The sequence below is a fragment of the Xanthomonas phaseoli pv. dieffenbachiae genome (assembly GCF_008639345.1).
GTDB lineage: Bacteria > Pseudomonadota > Gammaproteobacteria > Xanthomonadales > Xanthomonadaceae > Xanthomonas > Xanthomonas phaseoli.
Map to the genome: position 1 here is coordinate 40,338 of NZ_CP041381.1, position 24,614 is coordinate 64,951.

The window sequence follows — 24,614 nt, forward strand, 5'->3', positions numbered from 1 at the left end:
ATGGACGACAACGACAACAAGCCAGCCACGTCGTTCCCACTGTTCAAAGGCGCAACGCGCACTCCCATGTTCATGGGAATGCCATTGCTTCCTTTGATCCTCGCCGTTTTCTTCGTCTTCATCGTGGCGATGACCGTCAGCATCTTCTGCTGGGCGCTGCTCATCCCGATCATCTTCGTCATGCGGCAAATCGTGAAGCACGACGACAAGGCGTTCGGCACTTGGGGTCTGTGGATCGACACCAAGCTGCGCAACACGAACAAGAGGTTCTGGAACGCCTCGTCGTATGCGCCCGCAACGTACAAGCGCAAAAGGAAAAAATATGTCAGCTGAAATTGCTACGAGAAAGGAACTGGACGCCGAGAAGGGCATATCCAGCTTCATCCCGTACACCAGGCATGTTACCGATACGATCCTTGGAACCGCGGCCGGCGACCTGCTGACCGTGTTCAAGCTGTCAGGGCGTTCGCACCTTAGCGCAGACTATGAAACGCTCATGAACTGGGTGCGCGACCTGAACACTGTGTTCAAGGGTGCGGCTTCCGACCACCTGGCGCTGTGGACGCACATGGTGCGCCGCCGAGTGACGGAGTATCCCCAAGCGCACTACGACAACACCTTTTGCGAGCAGTTCGACAAGAAATACCGCGCAATGTTCACCGAAAAGTCCCTCATGGTGAACGAGCTTTACCTGACAGTGATCCATCGCGCGATGCCGGATAAGACGCTGGCGCTCCTCGCCAAGTTTGAGAAGCAAAGCACGCGGGAAAAGGTCGAACGCCAGCAGTCCGCGGTGAAGGATCTGGAAGAACTTCAACGCCTGTTCTTCTCGTCGCTCAAGCGCTACGGCCCCGAAGTCCTGGGCACCTACAAGTGCGTCCACGCGCTGACGGACGTGACGGCAGATGATGGCACCGTACACCAGGAGGAACAGCGTATCGAGTTGGCCGATTGGTGGGAGCGCGAACGGGCCAGATTCCCCCGCAAGCCCGGCGACAGCCGTAGCGAACTTGAGTTCGCAGAGGCTGCCGCGGCGGCCGACAATCTGCCCGTGTATCTGTACTCGCGGCCAGCCGAGTTCCTGGCGCACCTGGTCAACGGCGAACAACTGCCGATGCCGGTTACCTTTGCGCACTTCCGCGAAACGATGCCGCAGAACCGCATCAATTTCTCGTCCTGGGGTGAGTTGGGTGAGATTCGCACACCCACGCGCACGCGCTTCTTCGGCATGGTTGAGGTCTTCGACTACGAGAAGCGCACAGAGCCGGGCCACCTCAACACGTTCCTGAAAGCGCCTTACGAGTGCGTGCTGACGCAAAGCTTCTCGCTGCTATCGCGACACGCTGCCAGGGGCCAGCTTGAACGCCACCGTCAGCACCTGGTTGACTCCAATGATCCGTCCAGCGATCAGGTCAACCAACTGACCGTCGCTCTCGATCAACTCATGGCTGGTGAGTTCGCGTTTGGGGAGCATCACGCCACGCTGACCGTCTTCGGCGACACACCGGCTGAAACCCGCGATCTGATGGAGAAGGCGCGTTCGGCCTTCTTCGATGTTGCCATCGTTCCCCAGGTGGTCGGCCTGGCGTTGGAAGCCGCGTATTGGGCGCAGCTGCCTTGCAACTGGAAATACCGCCCGCGTCCGGCGCCGATTTCGTCCCAGAATTTCCTTAGCTTCTCGTCGCTTCACAACTACATGGCTGGCAAGCCGGCCGGCAACCCCTGGGGTCCGGCCGTCACGATGTTTAAAACGGAAGCCGGCACGCCGCTCTACTTCAACTTCCACGCGACCGATCCCGACGAGGACAACGAAGGCGACCGGCCGGCTGGCCATACCATCGTCACCGGAATGACGGGGCAGGGCAAAACCGTCCTGCTGGGGATCCTGCTTGCCCAGGCCGGCAAGTTCCGGCCATCCGTCGTGGTATTCGACAAGGACCGCGGCATGCAAGGCACCGTGATGGCGATGGGCGGCAAGTATTTCCCGCTCGCCATGGGACAAGCCACCGGGATGAATCCCCTGCAGCTGGATCCCAGGCCGGAGAACATCATCTTCCTCAAGGCGCTCATCAAGCAGTTAGCCGAGTCATCGGGGGATCCGGTCAACCACAACGATGAAGTGGAGATTTCCCGCGCGATAGATACGGTGATGTTCCGCCTGGACAAGCCACTGCGCCGGCTCTCGCTGCTACTGCAAAATCTGCCAAACCCAATGCCGGACCCGAACGATCCGGACCCGCGGCCGACCGTGCATGCGCGACTGCTCAAGTGGGCCGAGGGCGGGGAGTACGGCTGGCTGTTCGACAACGAAACCGACGATATCGACCTGACCAGGTATCGCCTCTACGGCTTCGATTACACCGACTTCCTGGGTGTGCCGATCATCCGCACGCCCATGATGATGTACCTCATGCACCGCACGGACGCGATGTTGAACGGCCAGCCGTTTATCAAAGTCATGGACGAGTTCTGGAAACCGCTGGAAGACGCGATCTTTGTCAAGTGGTCGAAGGACGGCTTGAAGACCATCCGCAAGGAAAACGGTCTCCTAGTGTTCGCTACCCAGGAGCCGGGCGACGCGCTGGAAAGCCCGATTGCGCGCACGATCATCCAGCAGTGCGCCACGCAAATCTTCCTGCCGAACCCCATGGCCTCCCGTGCCGACTACGTGGAAGGCTTCAAGCTGACCGACGCCGAGTTCGACCTGGTGAAGTCGCTTCCCCAGGACTCGCGCAAGTTCGTCATCAAGCAGGGCGGTAGCTGCGCCGTGGGCACGATCAACCTGGTTGGGTTCGGCGACGAATTGCTGGTGCTGTCGTGTTCCCCGGACCGGGCCGAGATTATCGAAGCGGTCATCGCTGACGTGGGTGATGACCCCGACCGCTGGGTCCCGGCGTTCGTGAGCCGCGTCAAAACCAAGGAGAAACCGCAATGAGACTGCACGCACTAGGAGCCGCGTTGGTCGTGGGCCTGTCGCTGTCGTTCGGTGCCGGCGCGCAAATCCCGGTCACCGATGTTGCGATGAATACACAGACGCAGATGAATCAGACAGCCAACTTCGCTAAGTACGTTGAGCAGGTCGCGCAGCTGAAAAACCAGCTAGAACAGGCCAAACAGCAGTATGAAGCTCTGACCGGCTCCCGCGGCCTGGGTGACCTGTTCAACAACCCGGCGCTGCGCCAGTACCTTCCGCAGGACTGGACAGGTCTCTATGACGCCGTGCAGCGCGGGGACGTGACGGGCATAAGCGGCAAGGTCCAAGACATCATCGACAAGAACAAGAGCGGTTCGATCGCCGATATATACGCCGACGTGAGCGCTCGCCAGGAACGTCTCGGTGCGGTGAACAAGGCAACAGGCCTGGCCGGTTTCGACGCCGCCATGAAGCGAGCCGATCAGATCCAGAGCTTGATCGGTCAAATCAATGGCACGTCGGATCCGAAGGCCATTGCCGAGCTGCAGGCGCGCATTGCTGGCGAACAGGCCCAGGTGTCGAACGAGATGGTCAAGCTGCAGCTGGTGTCGATGCTCCAACAGGCAGAGGAAAAGGCGATCGCCGCCAAGGCCGATGCTGTGTACGACAAGCAGATGAGCGGCAGCAACGACGTGCCGCGGATGAAGCCGCGGACCTTCTGACCAGTTGTCCAAGGGTATGGCGCACGGATGCGCCGCTCTTGATCCCAGCGCTGGGAGCGCGACCGGATCCTTCGCCGGAGCCAGGCAACGCAGCGGTTTCCCCCCGAGCGGGATCCCACCAACTGCCAAACCTGATTTCGCATAACATTAATTATGTCAAAACTTACTTAGGTCATTACGTATGAATATCATCAAGCCCCTGATCGTGGCGCTAATCCTGGTCTCTGTCGCCAGCTGCAAGCAGGACCCATTGGCGCCTGTCCGCGACGTGGCGCACTTCAAGGCGCACCCGGACGAACGCGCCGACGTGCTCGCCAAGTGCGAAGCGGATCCGGGCCAGCTCAAAGAACACCCCAACTGCGTCAATGCCCGGCAGGCGCAGTGGGACGAGTCGATGAAGTCGAACGACAACGCAGTGCCGCGCCTGCCGGCGAAGAACTGATCGAAGGGAGGGCGCCGCTATGGTAATCCCCCCACAGGTTAGCTGACGCCAGAAGTGGAATTTTCTCGTACCCTTTTCCGAGGAGGTTCCATGAAGACATCCCGCTTCACCGACAGCCAGATCATTGCCGTCCTCAAGCAGGCCGAGGCCGGCACGCCCGTGCCGGAGTTGTGCCGGGAACACGGCATCAGCTCGGCGACGTTCTACAAGTGGCGCAGCAAGTTCGGCGGCATGGACGCATCGCTGATGTCCCAGCTCAGGGAGCTGCAGGACGAGAACCGGCGCCTGAAGAAGATGTACGCCGATGCCCAGCTCAGCGCCGACCTGCTGAAGGAGGCGATGGCAAAAAAATGGTGAGGCCATCTCAACGCCGGGAGATGGCCCGATGGGCCGTAGATGGTGGCCACACGAACATCCGGCATGCCTGCCGGACCTTTGCGGTGAGCGAGACCTGCTTTCGCTATCAAGCCAAGGCCAGCGAGGAGAACGCCCGGATTGCCGATTGGCTGGTGCGGTTGACCACAACCTATCGTGATTGGGGGTTCGGCCTGTGCTTTCTGCACCTGCGCAACGTGAAGGGCTTTGGCTGGAATCACAAGCGGGTGTACCGCATCTATCGGGAGCTGGAGTTGAACCTGCGGATCAAGCCGAAGAAGCGGCTGGTGCGCGAGCGGCCAGAGCCGTTGGCGGTGCCGGAGACGATCAACCAGGTCTGGTCGATGGATTTCATGCACGACCAGCTGGCCGACGGCCGCAGCTTCCGGTTGTTCAATGTGCTCGATGACTTCAACCGTGAGGGTCTGGGCATCGAGGTCGACTTATCGCTGCCATCGGCCCGGGTGATCCGCTCGTTGGAACAGATCATTGACTGGCGCGGCAAGCCAAACGCCATTCGCTGCGACAACGGCCCGGAGTACATCAGCGGCGCGCTGCTAGCTTGGGCACAGCAGCGCGGGATTCGGATCGAGCACATCCAGCCAGGCAAGCCGCAGCAGAATGCCTATGTCGAACGTTACAACCGCACCGTCCGCTACGCCTGGCTGGCCACAACGTTGTTCGACACCATCGAGCAGGTTCAGGACAAGGCCACGCGCTGGCTATGGACGTACAACCATGAGCGCCCCAACATGGCGCTCGGCGGTATCACGCCAGCAATGAAATTGGCGATGGCCGCCTAGCTCCACTTTTGGCGAACGCTCAAAGCGGGGGGATTACCCGCTGAGCCAGCGCACCTGCAGGTAACGTCCGTGGCCTGGTCACTGCTGCGGCCGTGCCCTGCACTTGGCCGTGAGCAATTTGGTCACGATAGCACTGGCACTGCAGAGCCTTGGCGCCGACATTGGCGGCGCCGTGTCTTCTCATGCTGTGGTGGTCTCTGATTCTGCTTGCTCGCCGATCTGCGGTACCGGCATCGCCTTGTAGCCTTCCACCGCTGGCAGTGGCGGGCACGGATCCTCGCCGGCACGCCAGAACCAAGCCGCCAGTTCGCTACCCTCCACCAAGTCTTGCAGCGCCGTCCCGTAGTCCGCCTCCGCCGTGGGCGGGATGACGTACAGCGCGGCCGATGCCGGTTTGGTGTCCTGCAGGACGGCGGTGGCCAGTGGTCGGCTGCTGGCCAGGTTGTAGCGCATCCCTTTGGTGAAGTGGCGTTTCTGCTCTACCAGCGCCGCCAGCAAGTCTAGTTCAAACACGCTCTCGATGGGCAACCACTCCTGGGTGACCACCGTCAGCGCCAGTTCTTCCAGCGACGCTACGCCAGTAGGCCCAAGCCCGAATGTGCCGATCATGACCAGGTGCGCGCTCTCGATGCTGTTCCACAATTCCAGTTCATCGGCGAAGCGCTTTGCCATGCGCTTGTGCAAATCGTCGTTGACCATGAACGGCATGTCGGCCAAGTGCTTCAACACGATCTTGTGCCCGTAGCGCGACGGCTCGATAGCCTTCACCTCGCCAACGACGATCATGAGGCGTTTCGCGCCCTTGGCCTGAATCCGCAGCGGCGCGATCTTGGCCAGGCGTCGCCGCTCGATGCCGTCCTTGTCCTGCAGGTAAAACGGCTCGGGTACGAACAGCGCGTCAGCCAGCGCGTCGCCCTTCGCGGTTTTTCCTTCGGCCGCGTGGACTAAGTGCCGGTGCACTACGCCCCAGCTGCGCTTACCGGCCATTGCCGGCGTCCAGCGATTGAACCCGGCCTGGTCCCATAGGTAATGCAGCGTGGCGCGCAGCGTGAGCTTCTTGCCGTCCGTCTTCACCGTGTCGCTTTCCGCGCCACTGCTGACCGGCGCGGCACGGCCGCCCACCTTGGAGAGACTGAACCCCAGGCGCAGTGCTGTGGATCCATCGGCCACGTCCTCGGTGATTGCGCCACCGATCAGGTCTCCCAGGCCTGATAGTTCGGCGGGCGGCTCGTAGGACTCGCAGCCTGGTGCATGCCGGCTTCCCGTATTGGGCATGCGCTTGACGTAGAAGCGTTGGCCGACCTTGGCCACGTACATTTCTTGCGGGGGCCTGGTGCACATGCACAGCAGGCGCGATTTGCTAGCGTGGGCCTTGCCAAGCAAGTCCTGGCTTTCGTCGGCGGCGGGATCGAGTTCGTAGCCGTCCAGCAGGAAGGTGTGCATGCGGATCCTCCGTTTTTACCGGGTGCGGTCGTGGGTCGGCACCGGCCGGTCCACCTGGCGCGGCGCGTGGGCGTGGCTGTTGCTTTCTGCCAGATGGAGGCCGTTGCTCTGCCCCGCCCTGCCCCGCACGAGGTCCAGCGCGCCGTGCTTCTGCGTTGAGCGTGCGACGGCCGCCGGCAACCTGTCGGCATCGTTGGTGTAGATCGTCGCCTTCTCCCTAGCCCGTGAAATGGCAACGTAGAAGACCTCTCGGGTGGTCGTCGGGCTACGGCTGTCGGCGTCGTACATGACGTTCTTGCTGGTCAAACCCTGCGCGGAATGCACGGTACTGGCGTAGGCGTAATCGACGTGCAGCGGCTTGTCTGCCGGCAATCGCACCTCGCGCTTGTCGCTGGTCAACACGATTTCCTGTTGGCCAACGCTCTTGACCGTGAAGCGGTCACCGTTGGCCAGGTCCATGCCGGCGTCGTTACGCGTGATGCGGATCCGGTCGCCTGGTGCAATCTCCTTCTTTTCCAGCGCGTACACGGATAGCCGGTTGTGGACCATCGGCGAGAACGTGACGCGCTCGCCGTTCGCGTTCTCGACGGTGAGCCGGTTGTCCGGGCCGTTTTCCACCACGCGGTAGGTGTGCCCGCGTTCCAGGCCGATGCGCTTATAGTCGCGCTCGGGCTGGATCGCGTCACCGATGTTGTAGTTCTTGGCGAAACGGCGCTCGGCCTGCGTGGTGTCGCGTCGGATGAGCGTGTCGTAGCTCTGTCCGGTGCCAACGCGCTGCTCGGAGTCGCGCACCATCGCATTGATCGCCTGGCGCGCTTCGTTGGTGCCGCTGACGATCAGCGTTTCGCTGCGGTCGGCAGCGGGCATAGCCATGTAGTCCTTGACGATGCGCGTCCAGCGCGCTTCGTTTTCCGGGATCACGGCCACGTCGGTGATCTTGGCCAGGGCATTGACGCTGCGGCCGTGCGCGGCGTCGATCACGGCCGACTTCAAGCGCGGATCGTTCTGGCGGATGATTTCGTCCAGCCTCACCGTCTGCATGCCGGCGGCTTGCAGCTGCTCAAACGGCTTGCCGGCCTCGATGGCTTTTGTCTGCCCGGTGTCGCCCAGCAGCACCACCCGCGCCCCGGCTTTCTCGGCCTCGCGCAAGGTGCGTTCCATCAATCGCGTGGGCATGACGCCGGCTTCGTCCAGGACCAGGACCGTCTTGCTGTCCAGGTTCCTTTCCTTCGCTCGGACGAACGCCATCACGGTCTGCGCTTCAAAGCCGCTCTGCTGCAACGCCTTGACCTGGGATCCGTAGGGCGCGATGGCCACCATGCGGTAACCGGCTTCCTCGGCCAGCGCCTTCGAGGCCGAAAGCATCGTGGTCTTGCCGGTGCCAGCGAGACCTTGCACGCCGATGATCCGGTTGTTGCTGGCCAGGATCTCAGTGGCGGCCTGGCGCTGCCGTTCGTTCAAGAACGAATCGGCCAGCTTCGCCCGACCGGCTTCCGCGTCCAGGATCGGCGCGGACGCGCCGCGGCCGGCGCGTTCCAGGTTCAAGATGCTGCGTTCGGTGGCCAGCGCGCCTTGCGTGGTGAATCGGGACTCCGCGGCGATGAGCCGGCCTTGTGCGATCCCCTGCTCCACGTGGCGGGCGGCCTGATCCGGGGTCGCACCCTTCTCCACCAGGATGGCCGCCCACTGCTGCTGCGTGCGCGCCCCGGCCGATTTCAGGTCGTCGGCTGCCTTGTAGAGCGGCGACTCGCGCAGCAGCCGGCCGTCCTGGGTCATGCGGGCAATGGCCTGGCGCACGTCGGCGACCGTGACATGGCCCATGCCGTGCTTGGTGGCAGTGTCCAGCAGTTCGGTTTCGCGCACGATGGCCTGGCGCTCGGTCAGGTGGTGGACGGCGTACCGAACCGCCTTGTCCGCCGCGCGGGCCGTTGCCATCGCACGCAGCTGTTCCGCCTCCGCGCCGACTTGGCGCACGGGCGAACTGCCCGTGTCCCTGGGGGTCGCCTGCTGGCCGGGCCTGCCGGCGTCCTCGATGCCGGCGTGATGCTCGCCTGGCCGCGCCTGGGGCCGTTCCTGACGTTCCCCAGCCTCCGCGACCGCCGGTGGGTGCCCCTGGTCGGCCTCGGGTCGCCCTTGCTGCCCTGCGGCCTCCCTGGGCGCTTCCTGGCGGCCTGACTTGCCGTCCGCCTCGATGCCGGGCCGCTCGGCCTGGCGCGGCGCGGCCGGGCGGTCCAACTGGATCCCAACCTCTTTCGCGGTGTCCTTCCAGCGCTGCCACAAGGCTTCGCGGTCAGTGGCCTCCTTCTTGGGCCGGGTATTCATCGTCGCCGCCTGCTTCTCGGCCGTGGTCGCCGTCTCGCGGTCGATGCCCTTCTTGGCCAACGCGGCTTCGATGGCCGCGGCGCGGTCGCTGAACGCCAGCAGTTGCTTCCGGTCGATGTGAGCCAGCTCGAACATGCCGTCGCGGCCGTGCCGCAGCTCGTACCCCAGCTGGGTCAGGCGCACCGCGAGTTCAGCCCGGTAGTGCGCGCCCAGGTAGGACACGGACTTAATGATGTTGTCGTTTCGCAGCGCCCTCCACTGGCCATCACCGCGCCTGGTCAGATTCATCACCACGGCGTGCGTGTGCAGCTGCGGATCCTGCTCGCGGCTGGTTTCGTGCCGGAACTTGGCCACGATCAGGTTGCCTGTATCGACCACGCCGGCCTTTCCGCCAGTCTTCACGCGGGCTTGGGCCAGGGTTTCGGCGTGAGCGATGGTCGCCGCCACGGCTTCTTCGTGGGCTTTGACCAGGCGGGCATCGCCGCCAACAAGCGCCTGGATGCTCACGCTCTTGGGCGCGCTGAACGTCAGGTCGATGCCAATGCGTTCCTTGGTATCGTTGCGCTTGGACGTGCGGGAGATTTCGATGCCCGGCTTGACCTGACCGGCGAGCAATTGCTGGAACCTGGCCCGGTCAACCTCGCCTTCCAGACCCAGCCGTTCCGCGCCCTTACCCTGCCACTCCGACGCATCGAGTTCCTTGGTGTAGTAGTCGTCTTCGGCCTCGGCGTAATACCGGCCCATGTCGTTTAGATCGGCGCGGGTGAGAACCTTATGGCTGAGCATGGTTTATCCCCCGAACGCTGCGTTGCGCTCCATGAACGAGGGCACCTGCTGCTTGAATTGCTGGAACGCCAACTTGGTCTTCGCAATGGGCCGGTCGCCGGCAAACGCGACGATGGCCGTCAGGTCCGGCATGCTCACGATTTCGGACGGCATGACGACGCGCTCGCGGTCTGTGCGGTCGCGGCGGTTGGCACCTTTCGCCGACCGGGACTTTTCCTCACGCACCACTTCGTGGTCGCCGATCGCCTTGCTCATTTCTTCCGCCGTTTCCGGGTCCGAATTGGCACCGCCCAGCACCACCAGGGAGCGGAAACAGGCGCGCAGCGTCTGCGCTTCCTTGTTGCCGTAGAGGTCGTCCAGCTGCGACACGGTTTGCAGGCCGGCAATCGCCCTCAGACCATGCTTGCGGCCTTTGGTCAGTGCGTCCTGCAGGCTGGCCAGCTTTTCCAGACTTGCCAGTTCGTCCAGGCTGAGCCAGATGCGCCGGCTCTTGCTCTCCGGCAGCGATAGGACGGACGTACATACCACGTCCACCCAGGCCGATATGAGCGGGCGCAATGCCTCGGCCATGTCCTCGCGCCACGTGAGGAACAGATTGCCGGTTTGGTTGTCTTCCAGGAATCGGCGAATGGAGAAATTGCCAGTCGGCATTTCCAGGTGTTCGGGCAACTTGTCGGCCAGCACGAACCGCGCACTGGCCAGCGCCTTTTCAGCGCCGACGAACAGAGATTCGGCGGACGTGCCGGCCAGGAATAGCTTTAGGTTCTCCGGTTCCTCGATGGTGCACCAATGGAACAGGTCGCGGATGCTGGGATTGCCGTTCATCGCCAGCTTCTTTGCGCACTCGGCCAGCAACAGGCGTCCGAAGCTGCACCATTCCTCTTCCTCGGCCGACTTACCACGCGGCACCAGCGACAAGGCGTAGCGCTTGTAGTCGTAGTCATTGCGGATTTCGTTGTAGAACGTCCAGCCTTCGGTGCGCGTGTCGTAGGGATTTAGGATCTTGTCGCCCTGCCGGTAGAACTTCGAAACCAGGTCGCCGTTAGGATCGCAGAACACGAATCGGTCGCCGCGCAGGATGCCCGAATAAGCCAGGCCGCGAATCACTACGCTCTTACCTACGCCTGTCGAACCGGCCACCAGAATGTGCGTCGGCTCGACCGCCGTAGGAACTGGAATATCGCCAACCATGACCTGTTACGTTTTGCGTTCGCGGGTGAGCGACTTGAGCTTATCGACCGTGACGATCTTGGTTCCGCGCAGGAATCGCTTAAAGCGCTGCCCGGTGAATGGCGAGGACAGCATGACCACCAGCAGCCAGGTCACCAGCGCGGCCATCAGGATTCCGCCGACAATGCCCAGCAGCAGGACCGGTTTTTCGTGGGTGTGGCTAGCGATCTGCCACAACGCTTTGATCTTGGGGGAGGTCAGCGTTTCGGTCTTCTTTACCGCCATGAACCAGCCCATGAAGGGCATGAGAACCCAAACGGCCAGGATCAGTTGATTGCGCTCGGTCTTGTCCATCTGCATTCGCCTATTAGTTCTTATACGGCTCCAAACCAAGCCGCTTCAATTCGCCGTGGACCGCCTGAACTTTCGTCGGCTGCGCCATCGAGCGCATCAGCAACAGCACTTCGACCACCACCGCCATCTGCCCGTCCGGCGCGGTCGCCTTTGACTCGCTGCTGGGCGCCTGGATGGGTGCGGCGACCGGCACACGATGCGCCTCGCCTATTGCGGCCAGCAGCGTGCTTTGCAGCGCCGCGAATTCCTCCGCCATGTTCTCCCGCGCCATGATCCGGTCGCGGCAGAACGCCGCCAGGGATTGGTTCTGTTGCTCGGCGAGTTGCACCAGCATTTCACGCTGGCCTTCGGACACTGGAATGGTGATATGGCAACGTGCCATTGCATTTCCTTGGTACTAGAACGGTACTAACTCAAATATCTATAAATCAATGAGATACATAACCATAGTGGTACCTACGTAGTACCTGACATTCGGCGATATTCCAGAAATAGCATATATTTCAACGACCTACGCACCCGGCAGGGTGCGTATGGTGTATGGGCTTCGAATCTTAAGGATTAAGGACCACTGTGCCCTTGCGAACCGCTCTCCCACACGGCACAGCAGAAGGTCAACCATTCTTCTGCGGCATGCTCCACTCCACCGGCACAATCCCAGGGCAGACAGATGCAGAGGCATTGACGCCAAGCTATGGCTATCAAGCTTTTTCATGGCCAACCTGCAGTTCACGCTTTGAATGCCATTGCTGGCTCAATTCGTGATGCACCGTAGTCCCAGCACGCTCTACTGCATGAATTGACTGCTTGACCATGACCAGGGAGTTTTTGGAACTGATGTGGACAGGGATGGCCTGGAATTCTTTGGTCTTGCTGGGTGCAGAAGGATCATGGGTCAAGGCGACTTCTGGACTCTTGTTGCGAACGGCGTATTCCAGGGAGTTCAACATCACGCGAGCGGTGGATATTTCGGCGTGTGTCTTCTGAGCGGTTCCCGGATAGCTACGTTCCATTCGGTCCAGGGAGTCGCGGTTCTTTTGGATGGCCTGAACGGCGATCACGTCTTTGTTTTGCCGACCGTCTTTTGCACGTGCCTCAATGCTGCGTTCTTTCAAGTGGTCTTTGAAGATCGCTTCAAACGGCTTGTAGTTGCCCTCCATGGCTTTGGTTTGAGCGAATGCCATCTGCACACGATCCACCTTGTGCCATTCGATGTTGTAACCGGCATCCCTGGCCATCTGCGACATGAACACCTGCTGGGTTCGGATGCTGCCTTCGCGAAACGGCTCTAGCTTGGTCAATTCGCCCATGTAATGCCCAGCACGCTGGGCAAACGCTTCCGGAGCTGCTTTGTCTAGTGTCTTCTTCTCGGCCTGCAATTGCGCAAACAAGGCCTTGGCGTTGGCGTCGATCTGTTGCGGGCTGGTGTGCGCGATGCCGTTCCGGTCTTTGTCCGTTGTGCGCGTCTTCCCTGCCCACTCGTAGGTTTCGCCGTACAGCCTGGCGTGGATCTTCTGCAGGTGGTCCAGGTCGTAGCTGTTCGCTTCCGGCCTGGATGCCCAACGGACGCTGCCAGCGGACGCCCACATAGCTTCATGCTGCTTGAGCGTGGCCGCGTCTGTAATCCCTGCCCTGTTCTTTAGGACGCCTGTCTGCGGGTCCAAATACGGGTCATCGATCGGCTTAGTCACCGGCGGCGATCTCCCTGCCAAGTTGGCTCCAACCGATTTCGCCCAGCGCATACCGTTTCAGCACGTCGCGCATGGCTGGCGTATACGTGACGCCCTCCCACTCTCCCGCGGCGATGGACGACTCCAATTCGCCGATGCGCTCCCGCAATTCGTCCTCGGTTTCCGGGGCTGGCAGGCGATCGTCGGCGGCCGTGTTAGCTGCGTGCAATGCATTAGCGTTCATCGTTGCGTGTCCTCTTGGTGATTGAGCGGTACAGCCAGTCGATGCCGAATAGCAGGACGGCGACGGTGGCAAAGGAAAGGCCGGCATACATAAGCGCCAGCAGCAGGGTTCCAGACGCCTTGAGTGCCGCTCCAGCGAATAGCGTCCCGACGCCTGCCAGGAATGCCAGCACGCCCGCCCACCGAAGGCGGGAAACGGGTCGTGCCTGATTGTTGAAATGGACAGGCATTAGTCGCCTGCCATGCCCTGGCTGCGCGGCTCGACCAGGACCAGTTCGCCGAATACCGCGATGCCTTCGTCCAGCACCAGGCGGCCGCCCTTGCTCTCCTTGAACGGGAAATAGGCGCCCACTCGCGTGAGCTTGGATTCCTCTACCACATCCTTCGTGTATTTCGAGGCCTTGCAGGCCACCAGGTAACTGCTCACGGGCGTGTTCTCCTGTCGTCGTTTTGGCGCGGATCCGCGCCGCATCAGATTATCACTTTTGAAGAAGTGATGCCGACCCGCGGGGCTTGCCGGATTGAATGCCCTGGGACCAGGTGCAAGCCTGCCGCCTCGCGCAAAGGAAGAACATTGGGATATCTACGAGGCCGCCTGCCCTTAGCGCACTACGCCTCGCCGGCGAGTTTGGATGGATCGTCGTCCGGCACCAGGAGGTCGGGCCACACCTGCCAGCGCAATTCAGGCTTTGCTTGCCAGGGTTCATCGCATTTCGCCACTACGACCATGCCGGCGGTAATAGCCGCAATATCAAGCCTGACAAGCCCACCTTGGCCACCTTCTTCCCGCCAGAGTCCTGGAAGTACACCCGGCACTGGCTCCGGTGAATTCATGTTGCGTTCTCCCTGATTGGACTCGCCCCGGTAGCTCGACTACGGAGCCACGGGTGCGTCAAAGCCATACCGCGCAAAGACCGCCGTCAAACCCTCGAAAAACACCTCTTGGCCGGTCTTACCCTCGGTCATCCGAAGCTCGACCAGACGCGCCCAGTCCTCTCGGCGCAGGCGCACGGTCATAGTGACGACGCCGCTTTCGTTGGTACCACGGCGGCGCTTGCCCTGGACCTTTCCGCCTTCTGCTGGCTGGCTTGGGACCGCCCGAACCGCTGGGCTGGTCGCTGCCACCATCGGCTCATCGAAGCCAGCCGGCATCGCTTCGGCGGCCTGGCTATTGCGGGCGGCACGCTGGCCCAGCTTGCCCAACGGACTCTTGCTGTTCATGGTTTACCTCGTTACGTAATTGCGTGGATACGTCTTTAGCTTGTTAGCCTATTAGGCTGCTACTGGCGTGGCTGTCGGTAGCGCCGCGATTGCCGCGTCTATGTCCTTGCGCAGCTTTTTGATTTCAAACGCCCCCCTGCCCTTGGGGTCGAACTCAACCACGGACAGACCGTTGCCGATGGATCGCCGAAATGGCATCAAGTGGTGTACGACGGTCTCAAGCACCGGCAACCCGCCTTCCTCGATGGCCTGACGCATGGGTTCAACCTCGGCTGCCCGTAGCGGTGCGGCATTGATGACGGCCACGGCCGGCGTGCCGGCGGCGTCCAACATCCGGCGCACGGTTTCCAGCGTGCCGAGGTCCAGGGGTGACGGCTGGAACGGCACAACCGCGAGCGTGGCCAGGCGCAGGACCGGCACCAAGGCCGCCGAGGCATGCGGCGGCGTATCCACCAGCACCACGTCGTAACCATCACTCTCCGCATCTCGGAGGGCCGCGGCGATTTCCGCGCCGGGCACCCCGACCACGGTTATGTCCTGCGCGTCCCGCAGCCCCCCCCACATTTCGGCCGACCGCTGCGGATCCGTGTCGATCAGCGCGACTGACTTGCCAGCGCGTTGGTATTCCACGGCCAGGTGCAGGGCCAGGGTCGTTTTGCCCGCCCCTCCCTTCTGCGCCGCAATCACGATTGTTTGCATGATTGACCTCGTTAGTTAATTACGGAATTAGCCTGTAGCGTCGTTACGTAACGAATACTAGCATGACTTCATTACGTAATGAACGGATGGCGTAAGCACGTTTTTACTTCTTCCCTGCCGGCTCCAATCGCGCCAACAACGCCGCGTTTTGGGCCTCGGCAGCTTCCAAGCGCCCCACCAGACCTGCAGCCTTTTCCCTGGCCGCAGCAGCTTCGCTTCGCGCTCCAGCGACTTCCTGTCGAGCATCTTCCGCATTACGCTCGATTTCCCCAGCCCGCGCCTCTGCAACCGCCAGCCGCTGGCGAAGGTCCGCCGCTTCCGTCCGCGCGGCTTCCTCTGCGGCCTCAAGCGCCGCCACCCTGCCCTTGGCCTTGTCCAGCTCGACCGTGAGTTGATCCGCCAGTTCAGCCGCTTCCTGCCGGGACGCCTCCGTTTCCGATCGGGCCAGTTCCAGCGCCTCGCGCTCCGATGCCAGGCGGACGTTGGCCAGCTCCAAGGCCGCCGCCCAAACCTCCCCGCCCAGCTCGGCCAGACGATCAAGGATTGCTTGCGGCGCAGGCTCCCGCAGCGGGGATTCCTTGGCCGCCCGGCGCGCCTTCCACTCGGCCATGGCGTCCTGGATGGTGGAGAAGCTACCCCCGCCAACCACCTTTCTTACGGCCACCAAGGTCGGGTTCTGTCCGGCGGCATCCAAGTTATCTGCCGCCGCCCAAATCTGCTCGCGCGTAATAGCCATTCGACCCTCCTCGTGTAGTAGTTTGTGTTTTACAACACACTACTACAACATACAACAAATATTTGCGTATCTGCGTAATGACGTAAACACGCAGTCACGCAGCGAAATGCTTGTCCAGCTTCGCGGCGATTTCCCGCGCTACCGCCTGCCAGGCGGTAGGCGACACAGGCCCGCCCTCCATGCTGGCTAGCGTCGCCGGATCCGCGTCAGCCACGGCACGCGAGTGCTTGGCCAGGGCGGCCATCACGAACGCCTGGGCCAGCGCCCCGTACTGGGAGAACTCCATCAGTTCGGTCACAACTTCAACGTTGGTCATCCTGCGCATACTAACTTCCTTACGTTGTTGCCTATTAAATTAATAACGTAAAAACGCAATGAAAGAAGCTTTCGGCCGTGCTTCGTAGCGCGGCGCGCCCAAAAACGTCATCGCGCAATCGAATAACGACGCTATAACGCCATAGCGTCATAGCGTTGTTACGTCACTCCTCGCCGGGTTGCATGATCGTGATTACCGGCTCGCCGGCGTCACCAGGTCCGATGTGCAGCTGCAGTTCGACCAGGCGAGGGCGGATCCCCCGCCCTTCGCGCGGAACGCGATAGACAGGGAACACCGCCCGGCAACCCTTGGCGTTGCGTGCCCCGTACACGCGGGCCATGTAAACCACATCCCAAAGCCTGCCAGCCTCGTCCTGGCAGGCATGCTTGCGGGCGTTGTCGGCCGCAGACCATTCCACGCAATCGGCCCAGACCGACCGGGTAAGCGCGACCGGAACTGTGAACCCAGCTTCCCGGCCGACTTCGGTCACATCGATCAACTCGCCATCCTCCAGCATGTCGGCGCGGGTGTAAGCGTGGATGAGGTCGGGACTGGTGGACATAGGGGCTTCTCCTCTTAACGTATGAAAATAATAACGTCGTTACGTCATTACGTAAACACACATTGATGGAACAAAGCAATATCACTTTTGCAGTAACGATCCTGCGCCATTTCTTGCGCATCGTCTCCGAACGACGGGCGCGCCCTGCTCCTGGTCGGCGCTGCCTGCGGTGGCTGCCGCGCTGAAACTGTCTTGCGCCAACGCAGCGCGCTGAGCCAGCGCCACGCCTGCAGGCGGCGAGCACGGCCTGGCCGCGGCGGCGGTCGTGGCCAGTACCTGGTCGGCGCAGCCGGCGGTGGCTGCCGCGGTGGATCCGCGCAGCGATCGCCGGCGCGGCCGGCATCGAGCTGGCCAGCGCCACGCCTGCAGGCGACGTGCGCGGCCTGGCTGTGGCGGTGGTCGTGGCCAGCAACTGGTCGGCGTCGCCAGCAGCGGCTGCAGCGGTGGATCCGCAGCGACCGCCGGCGCGGCCGACATCGAGCTGGCCAGCGCCAGCGCTGCCCGCTGACCCAGCGCCACGCCTGCAACGAGGTGCGCGGCCTGGCCGCGGCTACACCCGTGCGTCCTGCACCTGGTCGGCGCCGCCGCGGCGGCGGTCGCGCGGATCCGCGCGGCAGTGGGCGCCGGCGTCGAGTTGGCCAGGCGTACCGGCGGCACCAGCGCCACGCCGCAGGCGATGTGCACGGCCAGACCTGCCGATTAGGCAGGCTCCACGTGGAGCAACCGCCTTTGAAGGCTATGGCGCATGGATGCGCCGCTCTTGATTCCCAGCGGTGGAACCGCGCTCGGTAGCCATCCGAGTTCGATAACGCCATGACCTGGCCAACGCCGACCCCCAGCCCTGAAAACCCGCTTTTAGCTGGAGGGAGCCGCCGCGCCAGCTGTATCGGCGCGGTGGGAGGGGCGCAGCCCCTCTGGGAGGTCGAAGTTGCGACCGGAGCGCCGTAGGCGCGGAGAGAGGACAGGGGGGCCGCAGGCCCCCGCAACTGGACAAGGCTTCAAACGCTGTCGGTGGCGCGTAGCGCCGGCGACACCTTACTGGCTCTTAAATCTTCTGGTGATTGTGATTTCAACCAGAGGTTGATTGGATGGAAGCCCAATTAAATGGGACAAATAGCGTTACTTCTCCACAACAACTCCACCGCCATATCCACAGACCTGTGGATAACTGAGGCGCGGGGGGTCAGAAACAGGGGGCGGGGGAGGGGAGGGCGATGCGCTGGATGCGAGAAAAAGGGCGAAAAGCGCCGTTTGCCAGTGCTTTTCAAGGCTACGGGCACGGGGTGCCCTGCCATACGGCTATTTCAGTAGGGAGAGGATGTCGGCGATGTGCTGCGTGCCGTTCTTGCTGGCCACCGGTGGGTCGCCAGTGGCCGGCGGCGCTGCGCGCGCGGCTTTGCCAACGCTTCGGCCGCGGCTCGCTTCCTCGCGCCGTTGCTGAGCGTCTACGAACGAGGCAGTCCCCTGGCCACGTGCCTGGTCCGCGTGCATGCGATCGCGCTTAAGTAGCCAGCTCGTCCCGGTCATGTCGCACAACCGTTGCAAATTCAGGCGGCGAACGGCCGCTTCGCTGCGCCATAGATTCCGGCCTTCCACGTCCGTGGAGTGCCGGCGTACCTGCTTGGTCGGGTAGGCCCAGCCCAAGCTCACCATCATGTCGAGCGCACGCCTGGCGCGGCGTAGATCGGCCTCGCCCTGAGCGCCGTAGGCAAGCTGGGCCAGGTCGGCTAGCGTGTACCGCTTCCAGGGGCCGCCGCCTAGGCGCGGCTTGCCAACGAAGCCGGTCCGAACGTCGGCCAGGTAGAGCAGGGCGACCGCCAGCGCAAGCAGTGATTCGGCGCCATCTGCGCGCAGTGCTCGGACGCGCTGCAGGGCACGGTCGATCGGATAGCCGGCCACGATCACGGCATGGCGGATCCGCGTCCAGATTGATCCCTGGCGCTGTTCCAGGCCACGCACTAGCTCGGCACGGGTCGCATCCAGCACACCCGGCCGCCGCTTGCCGCCGCTCGGCCGACGCCACCGGACACGCTTATGCGTCCTGCCGTGGCCGGCTGGCTCGGATTCGTCGTGGCCGATCGAGTCGGCCTTTAGGTCTGCCATGCCCCGCGCCTACTGGCGGCGGGGCAGGGTGTCGGGCGTGTTCGCCTTTTCATCCTTTCCCTCTTGCACGGCGTAGCCGGCGGAGGTAGGATTCGAGTCAGCTAGATCCGAATCTGCTGGTGATTCCGCCAGCACCTGTTGTGAAAAAACCGCCTCGCCAAAGGCGGTTTTTTCGTGTTCGGCCTCCTGAAAGCCTTGGCTTTCGCCTGTTCAGGCGGCACACGCTGTCAAATCACCTCAAGTATCAGTCTTCTTTGAAACCTCGCATATCGTAAATTTCACTAGGCCGCGGCGCTGTCCAATTCACTCGCCGCTGGGCGGCAGCAGTGTCCCTCGGTTAGGGGGTGCCTTGAACGCCAGTTCCAGCACCGTTTCAACGCGGACCAGGCGTTCACGTGTTTCAATGCTTTCTGACGCGAGTTTGTCTACCAAACTGGCGAGCGTGGTGACGCGTTCGTTCATCACGATGACTTCGCGCAGCGCCTTCATCACGTCGGTCAAGGTGGTCATGGTGCGTTCGCCCGCTTGGCGCGGGCACGTGCTGCAGCCTCCGCGACGCTCAGGTCATTGGCGTGCGTATGCAGCCGCGAAAACACGCTATCGAGCGCACGATTGGCCTGCGCGGTGGACGCGCGCAGCTGCTCTAGCAGTGGTCCGAGATCCTCGCTCTCCAGCGCCTGGCGACGGATGTAGTCGCTGATGGTCAGCCCTGCGTGACGGGCGCGCTGTTGGAGCGTGCGCTTTTGAGCCGGGGTCATCACGACGGTGATGCGCTCGGTGCCGTTGGCTTCGCGGGAGAGTGGGGCGGGCATGGTGGGCCTCCTGTGTGGCGCATTCTTATCATAATAAGTGGGCAAACGTAAATGGGCCGCCTACGGTGACCCGCTTGGACCCCAATATGTGGGGTCGCACCAAGATTCAGCCACTAACTGCCGTAGAAAAACAACGCGTCGTCAATCATGTCGCGCAGCTGCTCTGCCCGTGCCACCACCTCGGCGTCCTGGGCGATGGCGCACAACTGTTCCATGAAGGTCATCGCCTCGGCCAGGGTATGAAGGACTGGCATTGGGATCCTGTCGCAGGCCGTTGCCGGGATGCGCTCGTCGTGCTCCAGGTCACGATTCTTCGGGAAAGGTGGCGGCTTCCGGGGCCGCGCCTCCTTCGGCTTCTTCGCGGGCCTTCTTCGTGGTCAGGACGATGGTCCCGGACACAGCGAGGCCCGGACGGATGACAAGGTTGAACCCTTCGCCCGATTTGTGCGGGAAGGCGATGCCCACCTCTGTCCAGTGGGATTGCTCGGATCCATCGCGGCCGGTGTAACGGTCAACCACGTTGGCGATCAGCGGAGTCTTGTTGCTCATGGTCCTCTCCTTGCTCGATGAAAGTTAGGCGTAGCTGCTGACGTGCTGAGGGCGGCCGTCCCACGGGGTGGCACGACGGCTACCGTCGATCTTCACAGTGTTGGAAGCACCCACTCTCCGGCGGATCGGTTCGCCCGTGAAACCGGCCGACATGAGGCGTCTTCTTCCCACTCATGAAACCTGCCTCGGTGTAGCTGGCGGCAATCTCACGCAGCGTGGCCATCGCGCCAGTGACGGCAACCACTTGGAAGAATTCGACGTTCGTTTGTTCGTAACCCCAGCTGGTGTTCAACACGTCGCCGACCTGGAGCGTATGTGGGCGTGTTGCGGCCTGGCGGCGTAGCAGATGGGCGGCATGATGGCTGGCCCGCGACTGCTTGAACTGCTCGATGGCGACGTTCCGGCTCTCGGCGCTCCGGTAGTAGCCAGATACGCGACGGCACGCACGCACGGCCTTGCCAGCGAAAGCCTGCAGGTAGAAGAGGGTCGGCAGGGATTCGTGTAAAAAACAGCCAAAAGTGAGCTAACTCATTGAGTGATGAGTGAGAGGTTTATTACACCCATCCCTGGCAACGCTCAGGTAATCCCGACTGAGCCTCACTGAGGAAATAGCTCCATCAACCATGCCATCTCCTCTTCGTTGAATGCCGGGAAATCATCCGCTGCCCCTGCGAAGGGGTCCGCATCTTGTTCCCACATCACGGTGCTGGACGCTGCCAGGTCGGCGTCCATGGGTGTACCAGGATCCGGGAGGCCGCCCCCGATCCTGGTACGCGGGCGTTTTACACCCCAGCTGAGGGGGGGTAAATGCAGCGCATCGCGCTGTTCGGGAACGCGCACCTCGACAGCTTGCTGTGCGAAGGAGCCGGTGACAGAACTCTCCGATCGGGACCGTTTACGGCTGCTGCTTGCCAGCGCCTGGCCCGCCCGGTCTATTGGGCTGGGCGCATCCAGCTCACGCTCCAGCGCATCGGCGAATGTATGCAAAGACGCCTGGTCCGGCGTTTGAGCCGAAGCACCGGACGGTTCGGCCCTTTTCATCCCTAATGCCTGGAGGATACGGTGCCAACGCTGCGGGGCTGGGGGGAGCGTTCCACTGCGGGCCTCCAGTTCGGTGACGCCCACTCTGCGAAATAGCTGTAACAACCCGTGCCTGCTCATCCCGAACTGCGTCATGGCTTCATCAAATGCTTGCGCTGGGTGGGAGTGGCACTGGAAAAAACCCAGCACGCGAGCCACTTGCGCGTGGTCGGCAACGCGATGGGACGTGCGTTCGGGAAGACGGCGATTGGTTCTTTTGATCAAGGTCGGCGCGTGCGGCAATCCCTTTTTCACTGCCTCCAGCGCAGGACGCCCGCCGAGGCAGGCCAAGGCGACGAGGTGGTCATTGGTCAACGCGGCCAACGCCTGATCAGGGCGAGATAACTGGGCAAAAATGCTCTCCAGCGCCGGCTTGCCGCCATCGTGGCTGGCGATGGCCACCACCTGGTCCGGGGTCAGGCCATGTTGCTCGCACAGCACCGGCAACAGCCGCTGCACCGTCTCCAGCGCCTGCTTACCGCCGCCATTGCTGGCGATGGCCACCACCTGCGCCGGGGTCAGGCCATGTTGCTCGCACAGCACCGGCAACAGCCGCTGCACCGTCTCCAGCGCCGGCTTGCCGCCATCGTGGCTGGCGATGGCCACCACCTGCGCCGGGGTCAGGCCATGTTGCTCGCACAGCACCGGCAACAGCCGCTGCACCGTCTCCAGCGCCGGCTTGCCGCCATCGTGGCTGGCGATGGCCACCACCTGCGCCGGGGTCAGGCCATGTTGCTCGCACAGCACCGGCAACAGCCGCTGCACCGTCTCCAGCGCCTGCTTGCCGCCGTTATTGCTGGCGATGGCCACCACCTGCGCCGGGGTCAGGCCATGTTGCTCGCACAGCACCGGCAACAGCCGCTGCACCGTCTCCAGCGCCTGCTTACCGCCGCCATTGCTGGCGATGGCCACCACCTGCGCCGGGGTCAGGCCATGTTGCTCGCACAGCACCGGCAACAGCCGCTGCACCGTCTCCAGCGCCTGCTTACCGCCGCCATTGCTGGCGATGGCCACCACCTGCGCCGGGGTCAGGCCATGTTGCTCGCACAGCACCGGCAACAGCCGCTGCACCGTCTCCAGCGCCTGCTTGCCGCCATCGTGGCTGGCGATGGCCACCACCTGGTCCGGGGTCAGGCCATGTTGCTCGCACAGCACCGGCAACAGCCGCTGCACCATCTCCAGCGCCTGCTTACCGCCATCGTGGCTGGCGATGGCCACCACCTGGTCCGGGGTCAGGCCATGTTGCTCGCACAGCACCGGCAACAGCCGCTGCACCGTCTCCAGCGCCTGCTTGCCGCCGTTATTGCTGGCGATGGCCACCACCTGGTCCGGGGTCAGGCCATGTTGCTCGCACAGCACCGGCAACAGCCGCTGCACCGTCTCCAGCGCCGGCTTACCGCCGCCATTGCTGGCGATGGCCACCACCTGCGCCGGGGTCAGGCCATGTTGCTCGCACAGCACCGGCAACAGCCGCTGCACCATCTCCAGCGCCTGCTTGCCGCCATCGTGGCTGGCGATGGCCACCACCTGGTCCGGGGTCAGGCCATGTTGCTCGCACAGCACCGGCAACAGCCGCTGCACCGTCTCCAGCGCCGGCTTGCCGCCATCGTGGCTGGCGATGGTCACCACCTGGTCCGGGGTCAGGCCATGTTGGTCGCACAGCACCGGCAACAGCCGCTGCACCGTCTCCAGCGCCGGCTTGCCGCCATCGTGGCTGGCGATGGCCACCACCTGGTCCGGGGTCAGGCCATGTTGCTCGCACAGCACCGGCAACAGCCGCTGCACCGTCTCCAGCGCCTGCTTGCCGCCAATATTGCTGGCGATGGCCACCACCTGCGCCGGGGTCAGGGTCAGGGGAGCGCCCGTCAGTGCATTGCGCCATGCATGCACTGCCTCCACCGCGGTCACGCCGCCACGTTTTGCAATCTTGAGAAGTTGGCCTGTGTCCAACTGTAACGGTGGACCTCTCAACTCTCCCGACACCGTGAGCAATGCTTCCAGGGCGCGTGCGCCGGACCACTGTTTGCCGACGCCAACGATGTCTTCATGTGTCGCCTCCGGCAACGCCGCGATCATGGCCTGGTACTTGACAGCGACGGTCCCTAAGGCTGCCGGGTGTTGGCTGAGCGCAACGATGTGCGCACGTGTAAACCCATGGCCGATCAGTGCCTCGTGGTGCTGTGCTACTGTCGAACGAGCCTTCAGTTTGATCTTCTCTTGCTGCTGCTGGCTGTAGCCGAGCGTGTATAGATCGACCTGCCCGGCCGGCGAAGCGTCAGAGGTGTGCGCAGCACGCCGTCGCGGCGCCGGCTTGGCGCGCGGCGGCCGCGCGGCCGTCACAGCGACCTGCACGGTGGCTTGCGGGTCATCGGCTGCACGCAGACCCGATTGCACCTCATCCCCCTCTCCTGAGGCAGCCTCTGTATGAGGAGCGCCGAAGGCAGACATCGAATCAAAAAGCGATGTATCAAGAAGCGACGGATCGAACTGACGGAGCAGATCGCTGAAACTGCCCGCTGAGAACGCAGGCAAGGGTGCAGGGGGAGACGGGAGACGGGTTCGGGACATTGTCCGTCGAGCGGGCAAGCCATCCAGGGGGCTGCCAGCAGGCGGAGCCCCCCCACGATCTGCAGTCGGCTGCGGCTGAACCCTATCCGGCTGGGGTCCGGCCAGAAGTTCGTGGGCAGGACTTGGCGTGCGCGGACGAATGGGATCCATCAGGCATGCCTCTTTATAGAAAAGATGGTCGCCCAAGACTAAAAGATCTCTGGTCCCTCCACTCCTTGCCGAATCCGCACGGCAGCACACAACTTCGGGGGATCCTGGCAACCCTCGACGACCGGGGGCGAGGCGCAGACATGAAGGCGGTCCTGGACCCGTCTGGAGGGCCGGCAGGAAGTTGTGAAAAATTTCTTTTCTGACAGCAAGTTAGCTCACTTTTGGCTGTTTTTTACACGAATCCCTGCCGACCCTCGATGTGAACCTGGCGCTGGCCATGTATCGCGATGCGGCGTCGGGGCGCTATGAGCAGTTGGTTGTGTGCTCCAACGATAGCGATATCGCGCCGGCCCTTGCGGCGATCCGCGAGGATTTCCCGACCATCGTGCTAGGCATGGTCACGCCACGTAGGCCGCCGGTCGATGGTGAAGCGGACAGAAGAGTCAGCGTCTCGCTGTCGAGCCGCGCCGACTGGACACGTCACTACATTTTGGATGATGAGCTGGCCGCAGCGCAGCTTCCCGAGCGGGTTCGCAAGCCCGGCAAGCCGATCGACAAGCCTGGCCACTGGTGA

27 protein-coding genes are annotated in these 24,614 nt (G+C 62.8%); 6 read left to right on the forward strand and 21 right to left on the reverse strand.

Annotated elements, in window-relative coordinates:
• The 5 genes from FLG15_RS23095 to FLG15_RS23120 all read left to right on the forward strand — a co-directional run bounded on the left by FLG15_RS23095 (nucleotide 1) and on the right by FLG15_RS23120 (nucleotide 5,256).
• On the forward strand, nucleotides 1–333 hold the full coding sequence (locus tag FLG15_RS23095) for a VirB3 family type IV secretion system protein (RefSeq protein ID WP_150147891.1): 333 nt from the start codon (nucleotides 1–3) through the stop codon (nucleotides 331–333).
• Nucleotides 323–2,935: a VirB4 family type IV secretion/conjugal transfer ATPase gene (locus FLG15_RS23100; protein WP_209228259.1), complete on the forward strand. Its 2,613-nt coding sequence runs from the start codon at nucleotides 323–325 to the stop codon at nucleotides 2,933–2,935. Before FLG15_RS23095 ends, FLG15_RS23100 begins: the two co-directional genes overlap by 11 nt.
• Nucleotides 2,936–2,958: 23 nt before the next feature.
• Nucleotides 2,959–3,636, forward strand: a complete 678-nt coding sequence (virB5, locus tag FLG15_RS23105; RefSeq protein ID WP_342343585.1) for a P-type DNA transfer protein VirB5 — start codon at nucleotides 2,959–2,961, stop codon at nucleotides 3,634–3,636.
• A gap of 181 nt (nucleotides 3,637–3,817) precedes the next feature.
• On the forward strand, nucleotides 3,818–4,078 hold the full coding sequence (locus tag FLG15_RS23110; protein WP_150147897.1) for an EexN family lipoprotein: 261 nt from the start codon (nucleotides 3,818–3,820) through the stop codon (nucleotides 4,076–4,078).
• Nucleotides 4,079–4,168: 90 nt separating this feature from the next.
• A protein-coding gene (locus FLG15_RS23120) for an IS3-like element ISXcd1 family transposase (protein ID WP_223842567.1) occupies nucleotides 4,169–5,256 on the forward strand; the annotation gives its coding sequence in 2 pieces (ribosomal slippage) (nucleotides 4,169–4,421 and nucleotides 4,421–5,256; 1,089 coding nt in all).
• Between the two features lie 180 nt (nucleotides 5,257–5,436).
• On the opposite strand, the gene FLG15_RS23125 is transcribed toward FLG15_RS23120, so the two are convergent.
• From FLG15_RS23125 to avrBs3, 21 genes are all read right to left on the reverse strand, one after another.
• The gene (locus tag FLG15_RS23125; protein WP_150147903.1) at nucleotides 5,437–6,699 is read right to left on the reverse strand and encodes a DUF1173 domain-containing protein; all 1,263 of its coding nucleotides are present in this window, start codon (nucleotides 6,697–6,699) and stop codon (nucleotides 5,437–5,439) included.
• Nucleotides 6,700–6,714: 15 nt separating this feature from the next.
• Nucleotides 6,715–9,807 carry a MobF family relaxase gene (gene mobF, locus FLG15_RS23130; RefSeq protein ID WP_150147906.1) on the reverse strand — a complete coding sequence of 1,031 codons (3,093 nt, stop codon included), beginning with the start codon at nucleotides 9,805–9,807 and terminating at the stop codon, nucleotides 6,715–6,717.
• Nucleotides 9,808–9,810: 3 nt separating this feature from the next.
• Nucleotides 9,811–10,998 carry a type IV secretion system DNA-binding domain-containing protein gene (locus tag FLG15_RS23135; RefSeq protein WP_370512626.1) on the reverse strand — a complete coding sequence of 396 codons (1,188 nt, stop codon included), beginning with the start codon at nucleotides 10,996–10,998 and terminating at the stop codon, nucleotides 9,811–9,813.
• Nucleotides 10,999–11,004: 6 nt separating this feature from the next.
• A complete protein-coding gene (locus tag FLG15_RS23720; RefSeq protein WP_370512627.1) occupies nucleotides 11,005–11,331 on the reverse strand; it encodes a hypothetical protein in 327 nt (108 codons plus the stop codon).
• Nucleotides 11,332–11,344: 13 nt separating this feature from the next.
• The gene (locus FLG15_RS23140; protein WP_150147909.1) at nucleotides 11,345–11,713 is read right to left on the reverse strand and encodes a hypothetical protein; all 369 of its coding nucleotides are present in this window, start codon (nucleotides 11,711–11,713) and stop codon (nucleotides 11,345–11,347) included.
• Nucleotides 11,714–12,032: 319 nt separating this feature from the next.
• Nucleotides 12,033–13,022 (reverse strand): Fic/DOC family protein, encoded by a 990-nt coding sequence (locus FLG15_RS23145; RefSeq protein ID WP_150147912.1) that lies wholly within the window; start codon nucleotides 13,020–13,022, stop codon nucleotides 12,033–12,035.
• Nucleotides 13,015–13,245 (reverse strand): hypothetical protein, encoded by a 231-nt coding sequence (locus tag FLG15_RS23150; RefSeq protein ID WP_033474623.1) that lies wholly within the window; start codon nucleotides 13,243–13,245, stop codon nucleotides 13,015–13,017. The genes FLG15_RS23145 and FLG15_RS23150 overlap by 8 nt, the downstream gene beginning before the upstream one ends.
• The gene (locus FLG15_RS23155) at nucleotides 13,235–13,417 is read right to left on the reverse strand and encodes a hypothetical protein (RefSeq protein ID WP_209228276.1); all 183 of its coding nucleotides are present in this window, start codon (nucleotides 13,415–13,417) and stop codon (nucleotides 13,235–13,237) included. Before FLG15_RS23155 ends, FLG15_RS23150 begins: the two co-directional genes overlap by 11 nt.
• Nucleotides 13,418–13,473: 56 nt before the next feature.
• Entirely contained in the window at nucleotides 13,474–13,671 is a 198-nt protein-coding gene (locus FLG15_RS23160) for a hypothetical protein (RefSeq protein WP_150147918.1), read from the reverse strand.
• Nucleotides 13,672–13,853: 182 nt separating this feature from the next.
• Nucleotides 13,854–14,078 carry a hypothetical protein gene (locus FLG15_RS23165; protein ID WP_150147921.1) on the reverse strand — a complete coding sequence of 75 codons (225 nt, stop codon included), beginning with the start codon at nucleotides 14,076–14,078 and terminating at the stop codon, nucleotides 13,854–13,856.
• 39 nt (nucleotides 14,079–14,117) lie between these two features.
• The gene (locus FLG15_RS23170) at nucleotides 14,118–14,465 is read right to left on the reverse strand and encodes a hypothetical protein (RefSeq protein WP_150147924.1); all 348 of its coding nucleotides are present in this window, start codon (nucleotides 14,463–14,465) and stop codon (nucleotides 14,118–14,120) included.
• A 51-nt stretch (nucleotides 14,466–14,516) separates the two neighbouring features.
• Complete coding sequence (locus FLG15_RS23175) at nucleotides 14,517–15,164, reverse strand: AAA family ATPase (RefSeq protein ID WP_150147927.1); 648 nt, start codon at nucleotides 15,162–15,164, stop codon at nucleotides 14,517–14,519.
• 103 nt (nucleotides 15,165–15,267) lie between these two features.
• Nucleotides 15,268–15,900 (reverse strand): DNA-binding protein, encoded by a 633-nt coding sequence (locus FLG15_RS23180; protein WP_150147930.1) that lies wholly within the window; start codon nucleotides 15,898–15,900, stop codon nucleotides 15,268–15,270.
• Between the two features lie 94 nt (nucleotides 15,901–15,994).
• On the reverse strand, nucleotides 15,995–16,225 hold the full coding sequence (locus FLG15_RS23185) for a hypothetical protein (protein ID WP_150147934.1): 231 nt from the start codon (nucleotides 16,223–16,225) through the stop codon (nucleotides 15,995–15,997).
• 154 nt (nucleotides 16,226–16,379) lie between these two features.
• On the reverse strand, nucleotides 16,380–16,778 hold the full coding sequence (locus FLG15_RS23190) for a DUF6573 family protein (RefSeq protein ID WP_150147937.1): 399 nt from the start codon (nucleotides 16,776–16,778) through the stop codon (nucleotides 16,380–16,382).
• A gap of 1,299 nt (nucleotides 16,779–18,077) precedes the next feature.
• Complete coding sequence (locus tag FLG15_RS23195; protein ID WP_150147972.1) at nucleotides 18,078–18,764, reverse strand: hypothetical protein; 687 nt, start codon at nucleotides 18,762–18,764, stop codon at nucleotides 18,078–18,080.
• 420 nt (nucleotides 18,765–19,184) lie between these two features.
• The gene (locus tag FLG15_RS23200) at nucleotides 19,185–19,391 is read right to left on the reverse strand and encodes a hypothetical protein (RefSeq protein ID WP_150147940.1); all 207 of its coding nucleotides are present in this window, start codon (nucleotides 19,389–19,391) and stop codon (nucleotides 19,185–19,187) included.
• A complete protein-coding gene (locus tag FLG15_RS23205) occupies nucleotides 19,388–19,693 on the reverse strand; it encodes a plasmid mobilization protein (protein ID WP_150147943.1) in 306 nt (101 codons plus the stop codon). The genes FLG15_RS23200 and FLG15_RS23205 overlap by 4 nt, the downstream gene beginning before the upstream one ends.
• Nucleotides 19,694–19,806: 113 nt before the next feature.
• Nucleotides 19,807–19,947, reverse strand: coding sequence for a hypothetical protein (locus tag FLG15_RS23725; RefSeq protein ID WP_209227358.1), 141 nt, complete (start codon nucleotides 19,945–19,947; stop codon nucleotides 19,807–19,809).
• A 49-nt stretch (nucleotides 19,948–19,996) separates the two neighbouring features.
• Nucleotides 19,997–20,242 carry a hypothetical protein gene (locus FLG15_RS23210; protein WP_150147946.1) on the reverse strand — a complete coding sequence of 82 codons (246 nt, stop codon included), beginning with the start codon at nucleotides 20,240–20,242 and terminating at the stop codon, nucleotides 19,997–19,999.
• A 597-nt stretch (nucleotides 20,243–20,839) separates the two neighbouring features.
• Nucleotides 20,840–24,040, reverse strand: a complete 3,201-nt coding sequence (gene avrBs3, locus FLG15_RS23220; protein ID WP_150147949.1) for a type III secretion system effector avirulence protein AvrBs3 — start codon at nucleotides 24,038–24,040, stop codon at nucleotides 20,840–20,842.
• A gap of 259 nt (nucleotides 24,041–24,299) precedes the next feature.
• On the opposite strand from avrBs3, the gene FLG15_RS23230 reads away from it, so the two are divergent.
• On the forward strand, nucleotides 24,300–24,614 hold the full coding sequence (locus FLG15_RS23230; protein WP_150147951.1) for a PIN domain-containing protein: 315 nt from the start codon (nucleotides 24,300–24,302) through the stop codon (nucleotides 24,612–24,614).